Below are 19684 nucleotides of genomic sequence, written 5' to 3' on the forward strand. Positions count from 1 at the left end.
CCCTCAGTTCTCGATGAAGGCGTCGTACTCGGTGGCGGACAGCAGGTCGGACGGCTCCTCGGCGACCTTCACCTTGAACAGCCAGCCGCCCTCGAAGGGCGCGGTGTTCACCAGCGACGGGTCCTCGACGACGTCCTGGTTCACCTCGGTGACCTCGCCGCCGACCGGCGAGTACAGGTCGCTGACGGACTTGGTGGACTCCAGCTCGCCGCAGGTCTCACCCGCGGTCACCGTCGCGCCCACCTCGGGGAGCTGGACGAAGACCACGTCGCCGAGCGCGTCGGCGGCGTGCGAGGTGATGCCCACCGTGGCCGCGCCGTCGGCGGGGGCGGAGAGCCACTCGTGCTCCTTGCTGTAACGAAGCTGCTCAGGGTTGATGCTCATGGCTGAATTCTCCCGGATCGACAGGGGTGCTCGCGGGTGCGGCACGGCAAACGGAAAGCTGAGGGAAAGGGGGGCGAGGGGGAAGAACGGGGAAACGGCGAGGTGCGGTGCGGTGCGAGTCGCGGAACCGGCGCCGGGTGGGGCGACGGGGGAGCGGGCTCGGTCCGCTCAGCGCTCGCGCCGGTAGAACGGCAGCGCCACGACGTCGTACGGCTCCCGCGAGCCGCGGATGTCCACCGCGACCCCCGGCGTGCCGGGCGCCGCGTGCGCCGCGTCCACGTACGCGATCGCGATCGGCTTGCCGAGGGTCGGCGACGGGGCGCCCGAGGTGACCTCGCCGATCACCGCGCCCGAGGCGTCGGTGACCGGGTAGCCGGCCCGCGGCACCCGGCGGCCCTGCGCGACCAGCCCGACGAGCTTGCGCGGTGGCAGGTCCTTGGCCCGTTCGGCGGCGGCGCCCAGCGCGGCGCGCCCGACGAAGTCCCCGGGCTTGTCGAACTTGACCACCCGGCCGAGCCCGGCGTCGAACGGCGTGACCGAGGCGGTCAGCTCGTGCCCGTACAGCGGCATGCCCGCCTCCAGGCGGAGCGTGTCCCGGCAGGACAGCCCGCACGGCACCAGGCCGGCCGACTCGCCAGCATCGGTCAGCGCCCGCCACAGCCGCTCGGCGTCGGCCGGCGCGACGAACAGCTCGAAGCCGTCCTCCCCGGTGTAGCCGGTGCGGGCGATCAGCGCGTCCACCCCGGCGACGGTGCCGGGCAGCCCGGCGTAGTACTTCAGCCCGTCCAGGTCGGCGTCGGTCACCGCCTTCATGATCGCCGGGGCCTGCGGGCCCTGGACGGCCAGCAGCGCGTACGCGTCGCGGTCGTCGCGGACCTGCGCGTCGTACTCCGCCGCGCGCAGCGCCACCGCGTCGAGCACGGTCTGCGCGTTGGACGCGTTGGCGACGATCATGAACTCCTGCTCGCCGAGCCGGTACACGATCAGGTCGTCGAGGATGCCGCCGTCGGGCGCGCAGATCATCGTGTAGCGGGCCCGGCCCACCGCCAGCGCGGACAGGTGGCCGACCAGGGCGTGGTCCAGCGCCTCGCCCGCCTGCGGGCCGGTCACGGTGATCTCGCCCATGTGCGACAGGTCGAAGAGACCGGCCCGGGTGCGGACCGCCTGGTGCTCCTCGCGCTCGCTGGCGTACCGCAGCGGCATGTCCCAGCCGGCGAAGTCGGTCATGGTCGCGCCGAGGGCGCGGTGCAGGGCGTCGAGCGCGGTGTGACGGGGTTCGCTCATCGGTGACAGGCTCCCAGGCTCGGTCTCGGTGAAGAGGAAGGAGAGATGACGGATGGACACTCCCCATCTGTCATCGGAACCTGAGAGGTTCACCGTGAACCCCGCTCGCGCGGGCCGCGGTTTGCACCTTGGGTGGGCGGGACCGCACACCCGAGGGTGCGCCGACGGCTCCGCCGCTTTTCAGATCTGCCTCGCCCGCGCGGTATCTGTGCCTGAGAGATTCAAGGGAGGACTTGCTCCTTCGGCGCCCGTCCCGGCGCCCGCGAACTGGTCGCGTGCACAGGTCCGGGGCTCTCCCGCGCGGCCTCGAACGGCCGGTATGCAAGTTGTGGTCTTCATCATTGCATGCCCAGGGTCCCCGGCCCCCGGCAGCGGTTAGGGTTTCCCGGGCACGACGCTGCACAACGCTACAGACGCGGTACACGGGCGGACAAGGGTGGACATGGAGAATCCGGCACCGTACATATGGCCGGCGAACGAGCTGGAAGAGGTGCTGGGGGCCAGCCTCGGCAATCCGTCGGCCACACCCCGGCTGCTGGAGGTGCTCGGCCGCTCCCAGGTGTGGGTGCCGCTGCCGAACGGCGGCTCGCCGGACGCGGCCGGCCTCGACCTGCCGACCGTCGTGCTCGGCGGCGCGCCCTACGTACCGGTCTTCAGCTCCGAGCAGCAGTTCCGGCAGGCCGCGGACGGCATGTCCTGCACGGTCGCGCCGGTGCACGAGTTCGCCCGCGGGCTGCCGCCGCTGGTCGGCATCGCGGTCAACCCCGGCGGGGCGGTCGGCGTGCCGCTGCCGCCGGCCGCGGTGGCCCAGCTGTGCCGGCCGGTGCCGGGCGAGCGCGCGCCGCAGTTCTCCGGGGTACGCGGCGCGGACGCGCCCCCCGGTGCCCGGGTGCGGCTGTGGGAGCCGGGCCACGACGAGGAACCGGTGGACTTCCTGGCCGCCGCGGCCGGCGAGTTCGCGGTCACCCCGGTGCTGCTCTCCGGCCGGCGGGCGCTGGCCGCCGTGGAGGAGGAGCCGCCCGCCCTGTTCATCGGTGTGGAACTCGACCGCTGGCAGGAGGACGACCGGGCCGCCGCGATGGACGCGCTCGGCCGGGCGATGGGCGTGGCCCCGCCGCCGTGGCCGGTGCACCTGATCCTGCTGGACGTGGCGCAGGACCCGGTGGGCGACTGGCTGCTGGAGACGGTGCGGCCGTTCTTCGCCCGCGACTGAGTCCGCGACCGAGTTCGCGGGCGAGTCCGCGGGCGAGCCGCGAACCGGCTGCGGCCCGGCGGTGGTCGGGCGGTGATCGGGCCGCGGCCCGGCGGTGATCTTGGCCGCGGTCGTGTGGCGGGCGGGTCCGGCCGCCTCGCGCCCGTTCAACGGTCGTATACCTGGTCTATAGCCGGTTCCGCTTGAGTCGGTCGCCATACCGCTGGGCACACTCGACCTGGTTTGATGTCGTGCGAAGAGCAGAACGAAACGAGGGGAAAGGGGCGGTCCCACGTGATCGCGGGCGCGCAAGGCGGTGCGGCGCAGGCCGGCCATGTGGAGCAGATGCTGCTCCAGGTGGCTCCCGGCCGGTTCGACGCATACGAGAACCTGCTCGCGTCACTCGCCGAGGGCCAGGTGTGGATGCTGCTGTGGCACGGCAGTTCCGGGGCGTCCGACGCGCAGTACGGCACCATGGAGATCGGCGGGTACGGCTACGCGCCGTGCTTCACCTCGCCGCGTGAGCTGGCCGCCAGCGGCTGGAACCGCGACCACGAGGTGGTCTCCGGGCGGGACATCGCGCAGACCCTCTACCCGGACCGCTCCGGGCTGTGGCTCAACCCGCACGCGGCCGGCGGCGGGATCGGCATCCCCTGGGCGGACCTGCGCAGGATCGCGGTCGGGCTCGACCTGCTGCCCGCCGGCCCGCTCCAGATCGGGGAACCGTCCCTGCAGATGCCGCAGTTCTACGCGCTTCTCGCGCAGGCCGCGCACCGCACCTCCGCGGTGCGGGCGCTCCGGCAGGCCTGGGTGCAGCCCGTACTCGGCGAGCCCTACCTCGCGATCGGCGTCGAACTCTACGAAGGTGCCGCGCAGGCGGTGGAGTCCGTCCGCCTCATGATGCAGCAGGCGGTCGCCGGCGTACCTGACGGCGTCGCCGTCTCCACGGTGGCCATGGCCGACCCCTACGACCCGGTCGCCCTCTGGATGCGCACCTTCGGCCGCCCCTTCTTCGACAGGTAGGGCGCCCCTGACCCCCTGGTAGTGGCCGCACTTACCGGGGCGCTGGGGGTACTCGCCCTGGCTCCGCCGGGGGCACCCCCACCCAGGCGAAGCTCTGGGGGTGGGGGCACCTCCCGGCGAAGCCAGGGGGAGAACTGCGCGACAAGCCACAGCGGACCGTAAGGTCCGGGACATCACGTGGTGGGGCCGGGCGGGCGGACCACCGCGTCGAGCAACCCCAAAGGCGGGCTGCCCAAGTGCATGAGGGCACCGTGGAAACGGGGCAGGGAGAAGTCCGCGCCCCACTCCCGCTCCGCGCGCCGGCGCACCCGGAGGATCTCCAACTTGCCCCAGGTGTACCGCCCATAGCCCGCGTCGAACGTGCCGCGCCGCGCCTCCGCCGAGGCCGCCGCAGGCGAAAGGTGGGCGTCGCGCACAAAGTACCTCGCGGCCTCGTCCAGCGACAGCGCCCCTGTATGCAAACCGATCGCGCAGGTGAGCCGGGTGACCCGGACCAGCGCTTCGAGGGCCACGCCGATCGCGAAGCGCGGGTCACGCGCGCGGAACCCCTCGTCGAGGCAGACCTCCTCGACGTAGTGGGCCCAGCCCTCGGAGAACGAGAGGCTGTGCAGGAGGCGACGGACCGGGGACGGCGCCCGGCGCAGCGCGCGGCCGTGCGCGAAGTGCCCGGGGGCCACCTCGTGGAGGGTGATGGACGGCATGCTGGTGCGGCTGAAGACCGTCAGCCACTCCTCGCGCTCGTCGGCGGGCCAGTCCGCGTCGGGCGGCGTCACGTGGTACCAGGAGGGCGCGTCGGGCTCGGCCGGCGCCGACCACGTCATCATGGCCATCGCCCAGCGCCGGGACGCGGGCGCCGGGCCGACCAGGCACTCGCCGTCCACGTAGGGCGCGAGCCCCCGCTCGCGGGTGAACTCGATGGCTTCCTCGGTGAGTCGGGCCGCCTCGGCGATCACGCCGTCGGCGCCCGGGTGGTCGGCGAGCAGGCCGGGCAGCAGTTCGTCCACGTCGCTGCGCGGGTCCAGGACGCGGCAGGAGTCGGTGAGCAGTTCGGTGAGCCGGGCGCGCTCCCGGTCGGCCCGCCCGGCCAGTTCGGTGAGGTCCACCCGCACGCCCTCCTGGGCGCCCATCAGCGCGGCGAGCGCCCGTCCGCCGAGCCGGGGGTCGGGGTCGCCGTGTTCGGCGATGTGCTGGATGTGGCCGACCAGCCGCTCGTGCGCGCGCAGGGCGGCCCGTTCGACCTCGCCGGCGTCCGGGTCCAGGTCGGCGGCCAGGCCGAGCACCGAACCGAGCAGCGCCTCGGCGACCGGGGCCCGTACCTGGTCGAGCGAGGACAGTGCGGCGTCCACGGCCTCCGGCCACCGCGCGAGGTGTTCCCGGCGGGCCCGGGCGCGGTCCCCGCGCGGGGCGTACTCCCGGCCGTAGCAGGCCAGTTCGAGGTTGGACAGGTGCGGGTAGGGGTCGCGCCGGTGCAGTTCGAGCTCGCCGAACTGCACGCGCAGGGCCTCCTCGAAGACCGCAAGGTGGGCTTCGTCGTGCGGGTCCCGGAGCGGGTCGCCGCGCCGGGCGCGGGCCATGGCCGCCAGCCCGTCGCGGACTCCCTGGGGGGACAGATCCTGCACCCGGCCGTCGTATTCGTGCAGGCCCGACATCTCCCGGGCCTGGGGCATCATCAGGTCGCAGACCGCGCGCAGCCGTTCGTCCATCAACCGACCGTACCCCGAGGTACGCGTCGGTAACGATGAAAGAACCACCCACATCACAGTTGCGCATCCCTTCGCGGCCAGGTCTGGCGGGTGATCGCCAACCAGAAGAAGAATCCAGCGGCAAGACACCTTGGTGTTGACATGTCCCAACCGCAACGCGCGTAGTGGATACGCACGTCGCACGCATGATCACGTCGAGCGGCCACTGTGGGTGACCTCAGTGCCATCTGCAACTACCGCATCAAGTGCACCAACTGACGAGGAAGCCGCTACAGCGGCGGGCGCGCGCCGGTTACCCACCGGCGAGAGGGGTCGGCAAACGCCATGACCGCACCTATCGAGACCACCTCCGGACAGGCCGAAGCGCATCCGGAGGCCGTACTCAGCGGGGCCGGGCGAGGCATGATCGAGGGGCGCTCGCTCGGTCAGATCGCCTGGGGCCGGCTCAGACGAGACAAGGTCGCGATGGCCGGCGGCGTGGTGGTGCTGCTGCTGGTGCTGCTGGCGATCCTCGCCAAGCCGATCGAGATGGTCTTCAACCTCGATCCGAACGCCTTCCACCAGAACCTGGTCGACCCCGAACTGCTGTCGCCCAAGGGCGGCTGGGGCGGCATGAGCTGGTCCCACCCGCTGGGCGTGGACCCGAAGTTCGGCCGCGACATCCTGGCCCGGATCATCGAGGGCTCCTGGATCTCCATGCTGGTGGCCACCGGTGCCACCGTGCTGTCCAACGTGATCGGCACCGTGCTCGGCGTCATCGCCGGCTACTACGGCGGCTGGGTGGACAGCCTGATCAGCCGGCTGATGGACGTCTTCCTCGCCTTCCCGCTGCTGCTGTTCGCGATCTCCATCTCGGCCTCGCTGCAGGACGGCGCCTTCGGGCTGAGCGGGCTTCCGTTGCGGATCTGCGTGCTGATCTTCGTGATCGGCTTCTTCAACTGGCCCTACATGGGCCGGATCGTCCGCGGCCAGACGCTGAGCCTGCGCGAGCGCGAGTTCGTCGACGCCGCCCGCGGCATGGGCGCGCGCGGGCCGTTCATCCTCTTCCGCGAGTTGCTGCCGAACCTCGTGGCGCCGATCCTCGTCTACTCCACGCTGCTGATCCCCACCAACATCCTGTTCGAGGCCGCCCTGAGCTTCCTCGGGGTCGGCATCGCGCCTCCGCAGGCCTCCTGGGGCGGCATGTTGACCAGCGCGGTCGACGTCTACCAGTCCGACCCGCAGTACATGTTCGTGCCCGGCCTCGCGATCTTCATCACGGTGCTGGCCTTCAACCTCTTCGGCGACGGGCTGCGGGACGCCCTCGATCCGCGCAGCAAGTGATTCCGCAGGGATGACCCACCGACCCCGGGTGGCACCTCGTGTGCCGTGCGGCACCCATGGCCGACCCGGCGACTCAAATAGGAAGTGAGGGGCGTACCCCGGTATGAACACCAGAAAGGTGACCTCCGCTCTCGCGCTCTGCTTGGCGATGGCACTCGGCGTGTCCGCCTGCGGCGGCTCGGGCGGCTCCAGCGGCTCGGGCAAGAAGGACCAGGCGCTGACCTCGATCGTCAACGCGTCGAGCAAGAAGGGCGGGACGGTCACCGCCGACCACTCCACCGGCCCTGACTCCCTCGACCCGGGCAACACCTACTACGGCTGGGTGCAGGACTTCTCCCGGCTCTACGCCCGTACGCTCCTGACCTTCAAGCCGGCGGCCGGCAAGGCGGGTCTGACGGTGGTCCCGGACCTGGCGACCGGACTCGGCACCTCCAGCCCCGACGCGAAGACCTGGACGTACCACCTGCGCACGGGTGTGAAGTTCCAGGACGGCACCCCGGTGACCTCCAAGGACGTCAAGTACGCGATCGAGCGCAGCAACTTCGCGCCCGACGTGATGTCCAACGGCCCGGTGTACTTCAAGAGTTACCTGGCCGACGACAGCAAGTACCAGGGCCCGTACAAGGACAAGAGCCCGAACGGGCTGTCGTCCATAGAGACGCCCGACAACCAGACGATCGTCTTCCACCTGGCGCAGCCGTTCGCCGACTTCGACTACCTGGCGACGTTCTCGCAGACCGCTCCGGTCGAGCAGTCCAAGGACACCGGCGCCACGTACGTGCAGCACATCCAGTCGACCGGCCCGTACAAGTTCTCCTCCTACTCCGAGGGCAAGGGCGCCACGCTGGTGCGCAACCCGGAGTGGAGCAAGGCCACCGACCCGATCCGCACCGCGCTGCCCGACAAGTACGTGCTGAAGTTCAACGTCAACCAGAAGACGATCGACAACGACCTGCTCTCCGACAACCTCACCGTCGACCTCCAGGGCACCGGTGTCGAGGCGGAGACGCAGTCGAAGATCCTGGGCAACAAGAACCGGCTGGCGCACACCGACGACTCCATCGCCGGCGCCACCTCGTACATGGCGCTCAACCTGCACGTGAAGCCGTTCGACAACATCAACTGCCGCAAGGCCGTGCAGTACGCGGTGAACAAGACCTCCGTGGTCAACGCCGAGGGCGGCGCGGTCAAGGGCGACGTGGCCAGCACCCTGCTGCCCCCGTCGGTGAACGGCTACACCAAGTTCGACGAGTACCCGACCGCGGGCAACAACGGTGACGTGGCCAAGGCCAAGGCGGCGCTCGCGGCGTGCGGCAAGCCCAGCGGCTTCACCACCACGCTCACCGCGCGCAGCGACCGGCAGCCCGAGATCGACGGCGCCACCGCCATCCAGGCGGCGCTGAAGAAGGTCGGCATCACCGTCAACATCAAGACCTTCCCGTCGGACAAGTACTTCTCCAACTACGCGGGCGTCCCGGACTACGTGCACTCGCACGGCGTCGGCATGATGATGATGGCGTGGGGCGCCGACTGGCCGACCGGCTACGGGTTCCTGGACCAGATCGTCGACGGCAGCGCGATCAAGCCGTCCGGTGGCAACAACCTGATGGAGCTGAACGACCCGAAGATCAACCAGGCGCTGTCCTCGGCGATCTCCAACACCGACACCGCCGCCCGGACCAAGGCGTGGGGCGACATCGACAAGATGGTGATGGCGAACGCCTCGGTGGTGCCGCTGATCTACCGCAAGAACCTGCTCTACCGCCCGGACTCCGCCACCAACGTGACGGTCACTCAGGCGTACCTGGGCATGTACGACTTCCTGCTGATGGGTTCCTCGAAGTAGCCGCAAGGCTCCTACGCACCGAAAGGCAGGTGAAGGCTCCGGCGTCCGCCCGGTCCGGCCCCCGATCCGGGCCGGGCGGACGCCAGCCGGAACGGCCGTGACCGCTTACCTCATCCGTCGCGTGTTCGCCGCGATCGTGCTCCTTCTGGTGGTCAGCATGATCACCTTCGCGATCTTCTTCCTCGTCCCCCGCATCGGTGGCCAGACCACCACCCAGCTCGCCACGCAGTACGTGGGCAAGGACGCCAACCCGGCGGCCGTCGCGGCGATCAAGAAGAACCTCGGCTTCGACCTGCCGCTCTACGAGCAGTACTGGCACTTCCTCAAGGCGCTGGTCGCCGGCGCCGACTACCACTACGGTCCCGACCCGGTGCACTGCAACGCGCCCTGCTTCGGCTACTCCTTCAAGAGCCATGTCGAGGTCTGGCCGCAGCTGAAGTCCCGTATCCCGGTGACGTTCTCGCTGGCGATCGGGGCCGCGGTGATCTGGGTCGTCACCGGTGTGGCGGTGGGCGTGGTCTCCGCGCTGAAGCGGGGCACCATCATCGACCGGCTGTCGATGGGCGTGGCCCTGATGGGCGTGTCGCTGCCGATCTTCTTCACCGGCATCCTCGCGCTGAGCGTGTTCACCGTGCAGTGGCCGCTGTGGAGCAACGGCATGAACTACGTGTCGTTCACGCACAATCCCGCCGACTGGGCGTGGAACCTGCTGGTGCCCTGGTGCAGCCTCGCCTTCCTGTACTCCGCGCTGTACGCCCGGCTCACCCGGGCGGGCATGCTGGAGACCATGGGCGAGGACTACATCCGCACCGCGCGCGCCAAGGGCCTGCGGGAACGGGACGTCGTGGTCCGGCACGCGCTGCGCTCCACGCTCACCCCGATCGTGACCATCTTCGGCATGGACTTCGGGCTGCTGGTCGGCGGCGCGGTCATCACCGAGCAGGTCTTCTCGCTGCCGGGCATGGGCGCCTACGCCATCCAGGGTGTGACCGCCAACGACCTGCCCATCGTGATGGCCGTGACCTTGGTGGTCGCCTTCTTCGTCGTGGTCTGCAACCTGCTGGTGGACCTCGCCTACGCCGTCCTCGACCCCCGCGTGAGGTACTCGTGAGTTCCGCCGACAGGCTGCTGAAAACGCCCGCAGAACCGGCCGCCGCCCAGGACGCCTACCTGTCCGTGCGCGACCTGCGCATCCACTTCGACACCGACGACGGCGTGGTGAAGTCGGTCGACGGCCTCAGCTTCGACCTGCCGCGCGGCCGTACCCTCGGCATCGTCGGCGAGTCCGGGTCGGGCAAGTCCGTCACGTCGCTGGGGATCATGGGCCTGCACCGCACCGCGCGGGCCAGGATCTCCGGTGAGGTCTGGCTCGACGGCGAGGAACTGGTCGGCGCCCCGCCGGACGCGGTACGCCGGCTGCGCGGCCGCAAGATGGCGATGATCTTCCAGGACCCGCTCTCGGCGATGCACCCGTACTACTCGATCGGCAACCAGATCGTCGAGGCGTACCGGGTGCACCACCAGGTGCCCAAGAAGATCGCGGCCCAGCGGGCCATGGAGATGCTGGACCGGGTCGGCATCCCCGAGCCGCGCAAGCGCTTCCGGGACTACCCGCACCAGTTCTCCGGCGGCATGCGCCAGCGCGCCATGATCGCGATGGCGCTGGTGAACAACCCCGAACTGCTCATCGCCGACGAGCCGACCACGGCGCTCGACGTCACCGTGCAGGCGCAGATCCTCGACCTGATCCGCGACCTGCAGCAGGAGTTCGGCTCCGCGGTCATCATGATCACCCACGACCTCGGGGTGGTCGCCGAGGTCGCCGACGACCTGCTGGTGATGTACGCCGGCCGGGTGGTCGAGCGCGGCACCGCGGAGAAGCTCTTCGGCGAGCCCCAACACCCCTACACCTGGGGCCTGCTGGGCTCGATGCCGCGAATGGACCGGGAGCGCACCGACCGGCTCAACCCGGTCAAGGGCTCGCCGCCCAGCCTGATCAACGTGCCGACCGGCTGCGCCTTCCACCCGCGCTGCCCGTACGCCGAGTTGACCGGCGGCGCCTCCGAGACCGAAGTGCCCGAGCTGCGCGAGGTGGCCGAGGGCCATCTGTCCGCCTGCCACCTCGCCGACGAGGAGCGGGCCAGGATCTGGACCGAGGAGATCGAGCCGAAGCTGTGAAGAGCCAGGACGCAGAAGCCGGGAAGGGCCGGGACGAGACCGTGGCGGAGAAGACCTCGCTGGACAAGGGCGGTCCGGCCGCCGGCGCCGAGCCGCAGCCGCGTACCCCCGCGCCGCGCAAGCCGCCGGGGGAACCGCTGCTGAAGGTCACCGGGCTGACCAAGCACTTCCCGATCACCAAGGGCCTGCTGCGCCGCCAGGTCGGCGCGGTCCAGGCGGTCGACGGCATCGACTTCCAGGTCAACGCCGGCGAGACGCTGGGCGTGGTCGGCGAGTCCGGCTGCGGCAAGTCCACCATGGGCCGGCTGATCACCCGGCTGCTGGAACCGACCGGCGGCACGGTCGAGTTCGACGGCCGCGACATCACGCACCTGAGCACCGGCGCGATGCGCCCGCTGCGCCGCGACGTGCAGATGATCTTCCAGGACCCGTACTCGTCGCTGAACCCGCGGCACACCATCGGCACCATCGTCGGCACGCCGTTCCGGCTGCAGAAGGTCGCCACCGAGAACGGGGTGAAGAAAGAGGTCCAGGGGCTGCTGGAGCTGGTGGGCCTGAGCCCCGAGCACTACAACCGCTACCCGCACGAGTTCTCCGGCGGGCAGCGGCAGCGGATCGGGATCGCCCGGGCGCTGGCGCTGCGCCCGAAGCTGGTGGTCGCCGACGAGCCGGTCTCGGCGCTGGACGTGTCCATCCAGGCGCAGGTGGTCAACCTGCTGGACGACCTGCAGTCCGAACTGGGCCTGACCTACGTGATCATCGCGCACGACCTGTCGGTGATCCGGCACGTCTCGGACCGGATCGCGGTGATGTACCTCGGCAAGGTCGTGGAGCTGGCCGACCGCGAGACGCTCTACCGCACGCCGTTCCACCCGTACACCACCGCGCTGCTGTCGGCGGTGCCGGTGCCGGACCCGAAGCGGCGCAACCGGCCTACGGTGAAGCCGGCGGTGGCCGCGGACGGTGCCGAGGGCACCGAGGTCGCGGCGGCGAGCGGCACCGAGGGCTCGGCGGCCGAGGGGAGCACGGCGGGTACGGGGGCCGCGCCGGTCAGCAGCAACGGCCGCATCCTGCTCACCGGCGACGTGCCGTCACCGATCTCGCCGCCGTCCGGCTGCCGCTTCCACACCCGCTGCTGGAAGGCGACCGACGTGTGCCGGGACGAGCAGCCGCCGCTGGTGGAGCTGGCCCCGGGCCACCAAGTCGCCTGCCACCACCCGGAGAACGCGGCCGACCAGCGTCCGGAGCCCGCGACCCGATGAGCATGCCGCTCTTACCCGCCGGCCGCGTCGCGCCCTATCGTCGTTGACATGGTCGAAGACGCGGACAGGTCATCAGGTGGTACGCCCGAGCGCGGATTCGGCCGTACCGGAAAAGTGCTGCTGAGCATCGAGTCGGTCAGCAAGCGGTTCGGCGACCTCGTCGCCCTGCGCGATGTCGATCTCGACGTGCACGAGGGCGAGGTCGTGGTCGTGCTCGGCGCGTCCGGGTCCGGCAAGTCGACGCTGTGCCGGTGCGTCAACCGGCTGGAGACGATCGACTCCGGCCGGATCGTCTTCGACGGCCGCGAACTGCCGCAGGAGGGCACCGCGTTGGCCGCGCTGCGGGCCGACGTCGGGATGGTCTTCCAGTCGTTCAACCTGTTCGCGCACAAGACCGTGCTGGAGAACGTGGTGCTCGGCCCGACCCGGGTGCGCAAGGTGCCGAGGGACGAGGCGGTCGAGGAGGCCCGGGCGCTGCTGGACCGGGTCGGCGTGCGGGACAAGGAGTCCCGGCACCCCGCGGAGCTCTCCGGCGGTCAGCAGCAGCGCGTCGCGATCGCCCGCGCGCTCGCCATGCACCCCAAGTTGATGCTCTTCGACGAGCCGACCTCGGCGCTGGACCCGGAGATGATCCGGGAGGTGCTCGACGTGATGGTCGGCCTCGCCCGCGACGGCATGACGATGGTCGCCGTCACCCACGAGATGGGATTCGCCCGCCGGGCCGCGGACCGGGTGGTGTTCATGGACGACGGCCAGATCGTCGAGACCGGCGAACCCGACGCGTTCTTCACCGAGCCGCGCACCGAGCGGGCCCGCGACTTCCTGTCCACGATCCTCCGGCACTGACCCGTCCGTCGCCGGCCAGCCCACCCGTACCGAAGGAGATCCATGATTCCCCAGAAGAACGGCAACCGGTCGGCCCGCGGACGCGAGCGTGGCATCGGCGCTGGTGGCGGTGGCGGCGCCATCGGTGTCGGCGGCGGAGGGCGCGGCAGGGGGCGCGGCGGAAGGCGCGGGATGGCCGCCGCCGGCACGGCGCTGGCCCTGGCCGGTGCGCTCACCGCGTGCGGCGGTGGCGGCTCCTCGTCGCTGCCGTCCTCGCCCGGCGGCAAGTCCGGCGCCGGCAAGCCGTCGGCGTACACCCAGGCGCAGGTGGTCGCCGCCGCCCCGGTCGCGCCTGCCTCCGCGATCACCGCCGGCTCCTGGATGGCCAAGGTCAAGAAGCGCGGCACCCTGCTGGTCGGCGGCACCGACTCCTCCGCGATGTTCTCCCAACGCAACCCCGTCAGTGGCCAGTTGGAGGGCTTCGACGCGGGCCTGTCGCAGATGCTGGCGAAGTACATCACCGGCAAGCCCGCCACGAAGCTCTCGCTGGTCACCGTGGACACCCGCGAGACGATGCTGCAGAACGGCACCGTGGACACCGTGTTCGCCACCTACACCATCACCCCGCAGCGCGCCCAGAAGGTCGCCTTCGCCGGGCCCTACTACGAGTCGGGCGACGCGATCCTGGTCAAGGCGGGCAACAGCACGATCACCAAGCCGGCCGACCTCAACGGCAAGACGGTCGCCACCGAGGGCAACTCCACCGCCGCGCTGGACCTGAAGAAGTTCGCCCCCAAGGCCAAGACGCTGCTCTTCCAGGAGGACGGCGAGTGCGTCGCCGCGGTCAAGCAGGGGCGCGCCGACGCCTACGTGCTGGACCAGGGCATCCTGCTCGGCGACGTGGTCAGCGACCCCCAACTGAAGGTCGTCGGGCAGCCGTTCACCCAGGAGCCGTACGGCATCGGGCTGCCGAAGGCCGACCCGGAGGCGAAGGCGTTCGTCAACGCGTGGCTCAAGACCATCTACGCGGACGGCGAGTGGGCCAAGCTGTGGAAGGCCACCGTCGGCACCAAGATCGCCGGTTCACCGCCCGCGCCGCCCACCATCGGCTCCGCCGACGGGTCCTGACGAGGCGTCATGCATGAGGTCCTCCACCACCTCGGCTACCTCGCCGGCGGGCTCGGCACCACCCTGGAGCTGTCCCTGCTCGGCTTCGCCGGCGCCGTCGTCCTCGGCACGCTGCTGACGGTGATGCGGGTCAGCCCGATCCTCCCGCTGCGGGTGCTCGGCACCCTCTACGTCGAGGTGTTCCGCAACGTGCCGCTGCTGGCGTTCCTGGTGCTGTTCGTCTTCGGCCTGCCCGACGCCGGCATCACCTACTCACTGTTCACCTCCGAGGCGATCTGCCTGGCGCTGTACTTCGCCGGGTACGTCTGCGAGGCGGTGCGGGCGGGGATCAACGCGGTCCCGGTCGGGCAGGCCGAGGCGGCCCGCGCGATCGGCATGACCTTCGGCCAGTCGCTGGCCCTGGTGATCCTCCCGCAGGCGTTCCGCACCATGGTCCAACCGCTCGCCAACGTGTTCATCGGGGTGGTGCTCTCCTCGTCGCTGGGCGCGGCGGTCGGCGTCAGCGAACTCATCGGCCGCACCCAGTGGTTGGACCTGCAGTACGACGAGCCGGTGCCCACGTTCCTGCTCGCCACGGTCGGCTACGTGCTGATCACCCTCGCGGTCGGGCTGCTCGCCGGGCGGCTCCAGAAGCGGATGGCGGTGCGCAGATGACCGGACCGAACCGCGTGCTCTTCGACGCGCCCGGCCCGCGGGCCCGGCGCCGGATACGCCTCGCCACCGCGCTGTCCGTACTGGTCATCGCGGGCCTGATCGCCCTGGGCGTCCACCAGCTCGCGCGGCACGGCCAGCTCGACCACGCCCGATGGCAGCCGTTCGGGCAGTGGCCCTACCAGCGGTTCCTGCTGCAGGGCCTGGTGCGGACCCTCAAGGCAGCCGGGATGGCCGCGCTGCTCGCGCTGCCGGCCGGCGCGCTGCTCGCGCTCGGCCGGCTCTCGCCGCACCGGGTGCTGCGGCTGGCGGCCGGCGGCTTCGTCGAACTCTTCCGCTCGGTGCCGCTGCTGCTGGTGCTGTACGTCTTCCTGATGGGCATCCCGCGCGCCGGCTACACCTTCCCGGTCTTCTGGGAGCTGGTCATCCCGGTGGTGCTGTGCACGTCCGCGCTGCTCGCCGAGATCTTCCGGGCCGGCGTACTCGCCCTGGACCGCGGCCAGTCCGAGGCCGGCTACGCCCTCGGGATGCGGCGCCGCCAGGTGATGTGGCTGGTGGTGCTGCCGCAGGCGGTCCGGCTCGTGGTGCCCACGCTGGTCTCCCAACTGGTCAGCCTGCTCAAGGACACCACCCTCGGCTACGTCGTCAGCTACCCCGAACTCCTCAACCAGGGAAAGGTGCTGGGCTCCTACACGCACGACTTCCTGCAGAGCTACCTCAGCGTCACCGCGATCTACATCGTGGTCAACGCCGTGCTCTCCCAGCTCGCGGAGGCGCTGGAGCGCCGCGGCAAGCGCCGCCCGAAGGCGGGCGCCGCCGGCACCGGACCGGGACTGCCCGGGCCGCGGACGCCCGAGAGCGTCGGCGTGGAGGCGCTGCGCACGACGTAGTGGCCGGGTGCGCGTGCCGCTGTACGGCGTCAGTCAGGCGCGGCCGGCGGCGCGGGCGCGTTCCACCGCGCCGCCGATGGCGCCGGTGAGCGCGGCCACCTCGTCGGCGGTGGAGGTGTGCCCGAGGGAGAAGCGCAGCGTGCCGCGGGCATCGGCCGCCGAACGGCCCATGGCGAGCAGCACATGGCTCGGCTGGGCCACACCCGCGGTGCACGCGGAACCGGTGGAGCAGGCGATGCCCTGGGCGTCGAGGAGCAGCAGCAGCGCGTCGCCCTCGCAGCCGGGGAACGTGAAGTGGGCGTTGCCGGCGAGCCGTCCGTCGGGGGAGGGGTCGCCGTTGAGCACCGCGTCGGGTACGGCCGCGCGGACGCCGCGCACCAACTCGTCGCGCAGCGCGCCGACATGGCCGACGAACTCCGCGCGCCGCTCGGCCGCCAGCGTGCCCGCCGCGGCGAACGCGGCGATCGCGGGCACGTCGAGGGTGCCGGACCGGCTGCGCTCCTGCCCGCCGCCGTGCAGCAGCGGTACGGGCGTGTCCTCGCGCCGCAGCAGCAGCGCGCCGACGCCGTACGGGCCGCCCACCTTGTGCCCGGTGACGGTCATCGCGTCCAGGCCGCTGGCGGCGAAGTCGAGGTCGAGCTGGCCGAACGCCTGCACCGCGTCGGAGTGCATCGGCACCCCGAACTCGCGGGCGACCTCGGCGAGTTCGGGCACCGGCAGGATGGTGCCGACCTCGTTGTTCGCCCACATCGCGGTGACCAGCGCCACATCGTCGGGACCCGCGCCCCGCTCCAGCGCGGCCCGCAGCGCCTCCGGGCGCACCCGGCCGTGTCCGTCGACCGCCAGCCACTCCACGACGGCGCCCTCGTGGTCGGCGAGCCAGTACACCGCGTCGAGCACCGCGTGGTGCTCCACCGGGCTCGCCAGCACCCGCACCCGCCGCGCGTCCTCCGCCCGGCGGGACCAGAACAGGCCCTTCACGGCGAGGTTGTCCGATTCCGTGCCCCCGGCGGTGAACACCACCTCGCTCGGCCGCGCCCCGAGCGCCGCGGCCAGCGCTTCCCGGGACTCCTCGACGGTACGGCGGGCCTGACGGCCGGCTGCGTGCAGTGCGGACGCGTTGCCGGTCACCGTCAGGTGCGCGGTCATCGCCCGGACCGCCTCCGGGAGCATCGGCGTCGTGGCGGCGTGATCGAGGTAGGCCATGGTCCCCCGATTCTAAGGGTGTCCCCGACCCGCCCGGCTGCCCCGTCCTGTCGGTCCAGGGACCACCTCCCGGTGGGGGCTTGCCGCGCAGTTCCCCGCGCCCCTGGATGCGCCCGGGTTCCTCCGGGGCAAGCACGCGGGAAGCCGCACTTGCTCAGGGGCGCGTGAGGGCACCTCCCAGGCGGAGCTCTGGGGGGAGAACGGCGCGACAAGCCACCCACCGACCGCAAGGTCCCGTGCATCACAGACGGGGCAGCCGGGTGGGTCCGTTACCCCCGGGGGGCCCGCGCGAGTTGGCGGGACTGGGCGACGAGGCGGTCCGCGCTGTCCCAGACCTCCGCGTCCTCCTCCAGCAATCCCCCCGCGAGGTTGCGCGTGGTGAGAGAGATCCGCACCGGCCCGGGCGCGGGCCGGCACCGTACGTGCACGGTGAGCTCCAGCGTCGGCGTCCACCCCTTGAGCCCGAGGTCGAACGCGGTCGGCGGGAGCGCGTCGACCGCGAGCAGCAGCGACAGCGGATCGTGGTCGCGCCCGTCCGCCAGCCCGAGCCACCCGCGGATGGCGCCGACCCCGGAGGGCGCCCCGATTGCCCACCCGGCGGTCGCCGGGTCGAGCCGTACGTCCAGCCGGTCCATGATCGCGGTGGACCCGACGAACGGCGCGTTCTCCGGGGCGCTCTCCGTGCCCACGCACGCGTCGTACCCGGGCATCTCCGGCGGCCGCGCCGAGGTCCGCACCTCGTCCGTCAGCGCGTCGAGGTCGCCGTAGGCGGTCAGCACCCGCAGCCGCTCCACCTCGTCGCCGTGCTCGTCGTACTGGAAGACCGACGCCTGCCCAGTGGACATGCTCCGCCCGGCCCGGGCCGTCTGCGTCCGGACCACCGCGGGGCCGGGCTGCGCCGAGGTCAGATAGTGCGCGGTGATCGTCAGCGGGTCCGGGTGGGGCAGCTCCTCGCGCAGCGCGCGGGCGGCCACCGCGAGCAGGTACCCGCCGTTGATCGCCGAGACGATCGTCCACCCCTCGGACAGCTCCGCGTCGTACGTCCCGGGCTCGCCCGCCCGGGCCCGGACCGAGGTGTCCCGGTCGAACTCGCTGTCGCCGATGGCCGCGGGGGCCGTGCTCTGTGCCATACCGCATGTTACCCAGCGGTATGGCCGGCCCGTCCAGTCCTCCCGGGCAAAAACTGAGCGAGCGCTTAGGGTTCGGGGGCGTGGGGGAGCGGGCTCGCGGCGCCGTCTCCTGTGGTGCCGTCGGTCGACGGTCCCCCGCATCGCCTCCCTCCTCCGCCTTGGACGCGAAGCCGGAAGCCGCGTGGCGCCGCCCCTTGATCCACTCCCCACTACCCCCCAGATTGTTGGCGGCCGGCCCCGGCCGCAGCGCTGCCGCCGCCCACGCGGGTGAGCCGTTCGGTGATCTCGGCGAGCCGGGCGCGTGCCGCCGGGTCGTACGCCCTGTCGTGCGCCCGCGCGTCGGTGAACCGGTCGAAGTAGCGGCCGGTGACGCCGGCCAAGGCCGGGTCGGCGATCAGCCGGACCGTCGGCGCGACCCCTTCGGCGGTGCCGACGACCGGCGTGAAGCCGTACTCGCGCACGCCCGGGGTGTCCATGAGGTGGGCCGGATGTACGGCGTTCACCGTGATCCCGCGGTCGGCGAACTCCTCGGCCAGGTCGAAGGTGGACATGATCATCGCGAGTTTGCTCCGGCAGTACGCGTCGAGCCCCTCGTAGCCGCGCTCCAGCATGACGTCGTCGAAGTCGACGGGTGTCTGGCCGATCGAGGCGACGTTGACGACGCGCGCGGGCGCCGAGGCGGTGAGCAGCGGCAGCAGCGCGCGGATCAGCGCGTAGGGCGCCAGGTGGTTCACGGCGAACCGCAGTTCGTGGCCCTGGCGGCTCACGTCGCGCCGGGCCGGCTCGCTGCCGCCCCCGGCCGCGGCGTTGTTGACCAGCACGTCGAGGCGGGGTTCCGCGTCGATGACGCGGGCGGCCATCTCCCGCACCTGGTCGAGGTCCGCCAGGTCGGCGAGGTAGCCGCGCGCGGCCGCGCCCGGAGCGGCGGCGCGGACGGCCTCGACCGCCTCCTGGAGCCGCCCGGGGTCGCGGCCGTGCAGCAGGAGGGTCGCGCCGTCGCCGGCGAGATGGCGGGCGAGGTCCCAGCCCATGCCCTGGGTGGCGCCGGTGACGAGGACCACCTTGCCGTGCAGGGGGCGCGGGTCCGTGTGTGCGACCGGGGTACTCATGCCCTGAGATATATCAAGGCATTGATACATCTTCAAGTCTTGTCATCAGTTCACATCTGTACGATGGGTGGTATGGGACTGCCAGAAGGCGAGCGGCTCGGGCTGGACATCAAGCGCGCGGAGCAGGTCCTGATGGCCGCGAAGGGCGCCGCCCTGAAGCCGCTCGACCTCACCGTCGCGCAGTACGCCGCGCTGTTCGCCCTCTCGGGCAGCCCCGGTATCTCAGGCGCCGCGCTGGCTCGGGCCTGCCTGGTCACACCGCAGGCCATGACCGCCGTCCTGAAGACCCTCGAAGAGCGGGGGTTGGTGACCAGAACGGCGCACCCTTGGCACCAGAAGGTGCTGGAGACCCGCCTCACCGACGAGGGAGCGGCGCTTCTCGACCGTGCCGACCAGCGGGCCGTACGTATCGAGCGCCGGATGTCCGACGCGCTCACGCCCCAGGAGCGCGCCGCGCTCAAGGACCTGCTCGGCCGCTGTGTCGGCGCGTTGCACGACGACCGGGACGGCGGCGAGGCGGGCCGGGACGGCGCGGGCTGAGCCCGGCCGG

General features: G+C 71.6%; 18 protein-coding genes and 1 riboswitch. Of the genes, 12 read left to right on the top strand and 6 right to left on the bottom strand.

Annotated features, from left to right (window positions below):
- Nucleotides 1-3: 3 nt before the first annotated feature.
- Nucleotides 4-384 carry a glycine cleavage system protein GcvH gene (gene gcvH, locus OG370_RS30285; protein ID WP_328469804.1) on the bottom strand — a complete coding sequence of 127 codons (381 nt, stop codon included), beginning with the start codon at nucleotides 382-384 and terminating at the stop codon, nucleotides 4-6.
- Nucleotides 385-552: 168 nt separating this feature from the next.
- Nucleotides 553-1668 carry a glycine cleavage system aminomethyltransferase GcvT gene (gene gcvT / locus OG370_RS30290; protein ID WP_328469806.1) on the bottom strand — a complete coding sequence of 372 codons (1116 nt, stop codon included), beginning with the start codon at nucleotides 1666-1668 and terminating at the stop codon, nucleotides 553-555.
- Nucleotides 1669-1858: 190 nt separating this feature from the next.
- A riboswitch (glycine riboswitch) is annotated at nucleotides 1859-1977 on the bottom strand.
- Between the two features lie 133 nt (nucleotides 1978-2110).
- On the opposite strand from gcvT, the gene OG370_RS30295 reads away from it, so the two are divergent.
- Together OG370_RS30295 and OG370_RS30300 are read left to right on the top strand one after the other, a co-directional pair.
- Nucleotides 2111-2881 carry an enhanced serine sensitivity protein SseB gene (locus OG370_RS30295; RefSeq protein WP_328469808.1) on the top strand — a complete coding sequence of 257 codons (771 nt, stop codon included), beginning with the start codon at nucleotides 2111-2113 and terminating at the stop codon, nucleotides 2879-2881.
- 273 nt (nucleotides 2882-3154) lie between these two features.
- Nucleotides 3155-3883 carry an enhanced serine sensitivity protein SseB C-terminal domain-containing protein gene (locus OG370_RS30300; RefSeq protein WP_443060769.1) on the top strand — a complete coding sequence of 243 codons (729 nt, stop codon included), beginning with the start codon at nucleotides 3155-3157 and terminating at the stop codon, nucleotides 3881-3883.
- A 173-nt stretch (nucleotides 3884-4056) separates the two neighbouring features.
- Here OG370_RS30300 and OG370_RS30305 read toward each other — a convergent pair whose 3' ends face one another.
- Nucleotides 4057-5586 (bottom strand): DUF885 family protein, encoded by a 1530-nt coding sequence (locus OG370_RS30305; protein ID WP_328469810.1) that lies wholly within the window; start codon nucleotides 5584-5586, stop codon nucleotides 4057-4059.
- A 324-nt stretch (nucleotides 5587-5910) separates the two neighbouring features.
- Between OG370_RS30305 and OG370_RS30310 the strand changes: the two genes are divergently transcribed.
- From OG370_RS30310 to OG370_RS30350, 9 genes are all read left to right on the top strand, one after another.
- Complete coding sequence (locus OG370_RS30310; RefSeq protein WP_328469812.1) at nucleotides 5911-6909, top strand: ABC transporter permease; 999 nt, start codon at nucleotides 5911-5913, stop codon at nucleotides 6907-6909.
- A 103-nt stretch (nucleotides 6910-7012) separates the two neighbouring features.
- Nucleotides 7013-8755 (top strand): ABC transporter substrate-binding protein, encoded by a 1743-nt coding sequence (locus tag OG370_RS30315; RefSeq protein WP_328469814.1) that lies wholly within the window; start codon nucleotides 7013-7015, stop codon nucleotides 8753-8755.
- 97 nt (nucleotides 8756-8852) lie between these two features.
- Nucleotides 8853-9866: an ABC transporter permease gene (locus OG370_RS30320; RefSeq protein ID WP_328469816.1), complete on the top strand. Its 1014-nt coding sequence runs from the start codon at nucleotides 8853-8855 to the stop codon at nucleotides 9864-9866.
- Nucleotides 9863-10933, top strand: a complete 1071-nt coding sequence (locus OG370_RS30325) for an ABC transporter ATP-binding protein (RefSeq protein WP_328469818.1) — start codon at nucleotides 9863-9865, stop codon at nucleotides 10931-10933. Before OG370_RS30320 ends, OG370_RS30325 begins: the two co-directional genes overlap by 4 nt.
- Nucleotides 10930-12195, top strand: a complete 1266-nt coding sequence (locus tag OG370_RS30330) for an ABC transporter ATP-binding protein (RefSeq protein ID WP_443060770.1) — start codon at nucleotides 10930-10932, stop codon at nucleotides 12193-12195. Before OG370_RS30325 ends, OG370_RS30330 begins: the two co-directional genes overlap by 4 nt.
- Nucleotides 12196-12243: 48 nt before the next feature.
- On the top strand, nucleotides 12244-13041 hold the full coding sequence (locus OG370_RS30335; protein WP_328469820.1) for an amino acid ABC transporter ATP-binding protein: 798 nt from the start codon (nucleotides 12244-12246) through the stop codon (nucleotides 13039-13041).
- 42 nt (nucleotides 13042-13083) lie between these two features.
- Nucleotides 13084-14148 carry a glutamate ABC transporter substrate-binding protein gene (locus OG370_RS30340; protein WP_328469822.1) on the top strand — a complete coding sequence of 355 codons (1065 nt, stop codon included), beginning with the start codon at nucleotides 13084-13086 and terminating at the stop codon, nucleotides 14146-14148.
- 9 nt (nucleotides 14149-14157) lie between these two features.
- Nucleotides 14158-14802, top strand: a complete 645-nt coding sequence (locus OG370_RS30345; protein ID WP_328469824.1) for an amino acid ABC transporter permease — start codon at nucleotides 14158-14160, stop codon at nucleotides 14800-14802.
- Entirely contained in the window at nucleotides 14799-15689 is an 891-nt protein-coding gene (locus tag OG370_RS30350; RefSeq protein WP_328469826.1) for an amino acid ABC transporter permease, read from the top strand. Before OG370_RS30345 ends, OG370_RS30350 begins: the two co-directional genes overlap by 4 nt.
- Nucleotides 15690-15722: 33 nt before the next feature.
- Here OG370_RS30350 and OG370_RS30355 read toward each other — a convergent pair whose 3' ends face one another.
- The 3 genes from OG370_RS30355 to OG370_RS30365 all read right to left on the bottom strand — a co-directional run bounded on the left by OG370_RS30355 (nucleotide 15723) and on the right by OG370_RS30365 (nucleotide 19134).
- Nucleotides 15723-16895, bottom strand: a complete 1173-nt coding sequence (locus OG370_RS30355) for a cysteine desulfurase family protein (RefSeq protein ID WP_328469828.1) — start codon at nucleotides 16893-16895, stop codon at nucleotides 15723-15725.
- A gap of 269 nt (nucleotides 16896-17164) precedes the next feature.
- A complete protein-coding gene (locus OG370_RS30360) occupies nucleotides 17165-18025 on the bottom strand; it encodes a thioesterase family protein (protein WP_328469830.1) in 861 nt (286 codons plus the stop codon).
- Between the two features lie 209 nt (nucleotides 18026-18234).
- Entirely contained in the window at nucleotides 18235-19134 is a 900-nt protein-coding gene (locus tag OG370_RS30365; protein WP_328469832.1) for an SDR family NAD(P)-dependent oxidoreductase, read from the bottom strand.
- A 72-nt stretch (nucleotides 19135-19206) separates the two neighbouring features.
- Here OG370_RS30365 and OG370_RS30370 point away from each other — a divergent pair, with 72 nt between their 5' ends.
- Nucleotides 19207-19674, top strand: coding sequence for a MarR family winged helix-turn-helix transcriptional regulator (locus OG370_RS30370; RefSeq protein WP_328469834.1), 468 nt, complete (start codon nucleotides 19207-19209; stop codon nucleotides 19672-19674).
- Nucleotides 19675-19684: the final 10 nt, after the last annotated feature.

It is taken from the genome of Streptomyces sp. NBC_00448 (assembly GCF_036014115.1).
In the GTDB taxonomy this organism is placed as follows: Bacteria; Actinomycetota; Actinomycetes; order Streptomycetales; family Streptomycetaceae; genus Actinacidiphila.

Coding starts and splice junctions, on each gene's coding strand:
- gcvH (WP_328469804.1), bottom strand. CDS start 384: ATGAGCATCAACCCTGAGCAGCTTCGTTACAGCAAGGAGCACGAGTGG.
- gcvT (WP_328469806.1), bottom strand. CDS start 1,668: ATGAGCGAACCCCGTCACACCGCGCTCGACGCCCTGCACCGCGCCCTC.
- OG370_RS30295 (WP_328469808.1), top strand. CDS start 2,111: ATGGAGAATCCGGCACCGTACATATGGCCGGCGAACGAGCTGGAAGAG.
- OG370_RS30305 (WP_328469810.1), bottom strand. CDS start 5,586: ATGGACGAACGGCTGCGCGCGGTCTGCGACCTGATGATGCCCCAGGCC.
- OG370_RS30310 (WP_328469812.1), top strand. CDS start 5,911: ATGACCGCACCTATCGAGACCACCTCCGGACAGGCCGAAGCGCATCCG.
- OG370_RS30315 (WP_328469814.1), top strand. CDS start 7,013: ATGAACACCAGAAAGGTGACCTCCGCTCTCGCGCTCTGCTTGGCGATG.
- OG370_RS30335 (WP_328469820.1), top strand. CDS start 12,244: ATGGTCGAAGACGCGGACAGGTCATCAGGTGGTACGCCCGAGCGCGGA.
- OG370_RS30340 (WP_328469822.1), top strand. CDS start 13,084: ATGATTCCCCAGAAGAACGGCAACCGGTCGGCCCGCGGACGCGAGCGT.
- OG370_RS30345 (WP_328469824.1), top strand. CDS start 14,158: ATGCATGAGGTCCTCCACCACCTCGGCTACCTCGCCGGCGGGCTCGGC.
- OG370_RS30350 (WP_328469826.1), top strand. CDS start 14,799: ATGACCGGACCGAACCGCGTGCTCTTCGACGCGCCCGGCCCGCGGGCC.
- OG370_RS30355 (WP_328469828.1), bottom strand. CDS start 16,895: ATGGCCTACCTCGATCACGCCGCCACGACGCCGATGCTCCCGGAGGCG.
- OG370_RS30360 (WP_328469830.1), bottom strand. CDS start 18,025: ATGGCACAGAGCACGGCCCCCGCGGCCATCGGCGACAGCGAGTTCGAC.
- OG370_RS30365 (WP_328469832.1), bottom strand. CDS start 19,134: ATGAGTACCCCGGTCGCACACACGGACCCGCGCCCCCTGCACGGCAAG.
- OG370_RS30370 (WP_328469834.1), top strand. CDS start 19,207: ATGGGACTGCCAGAAGGCGAGCGGCTCGGGCTGGACATCAAGCGCGCG.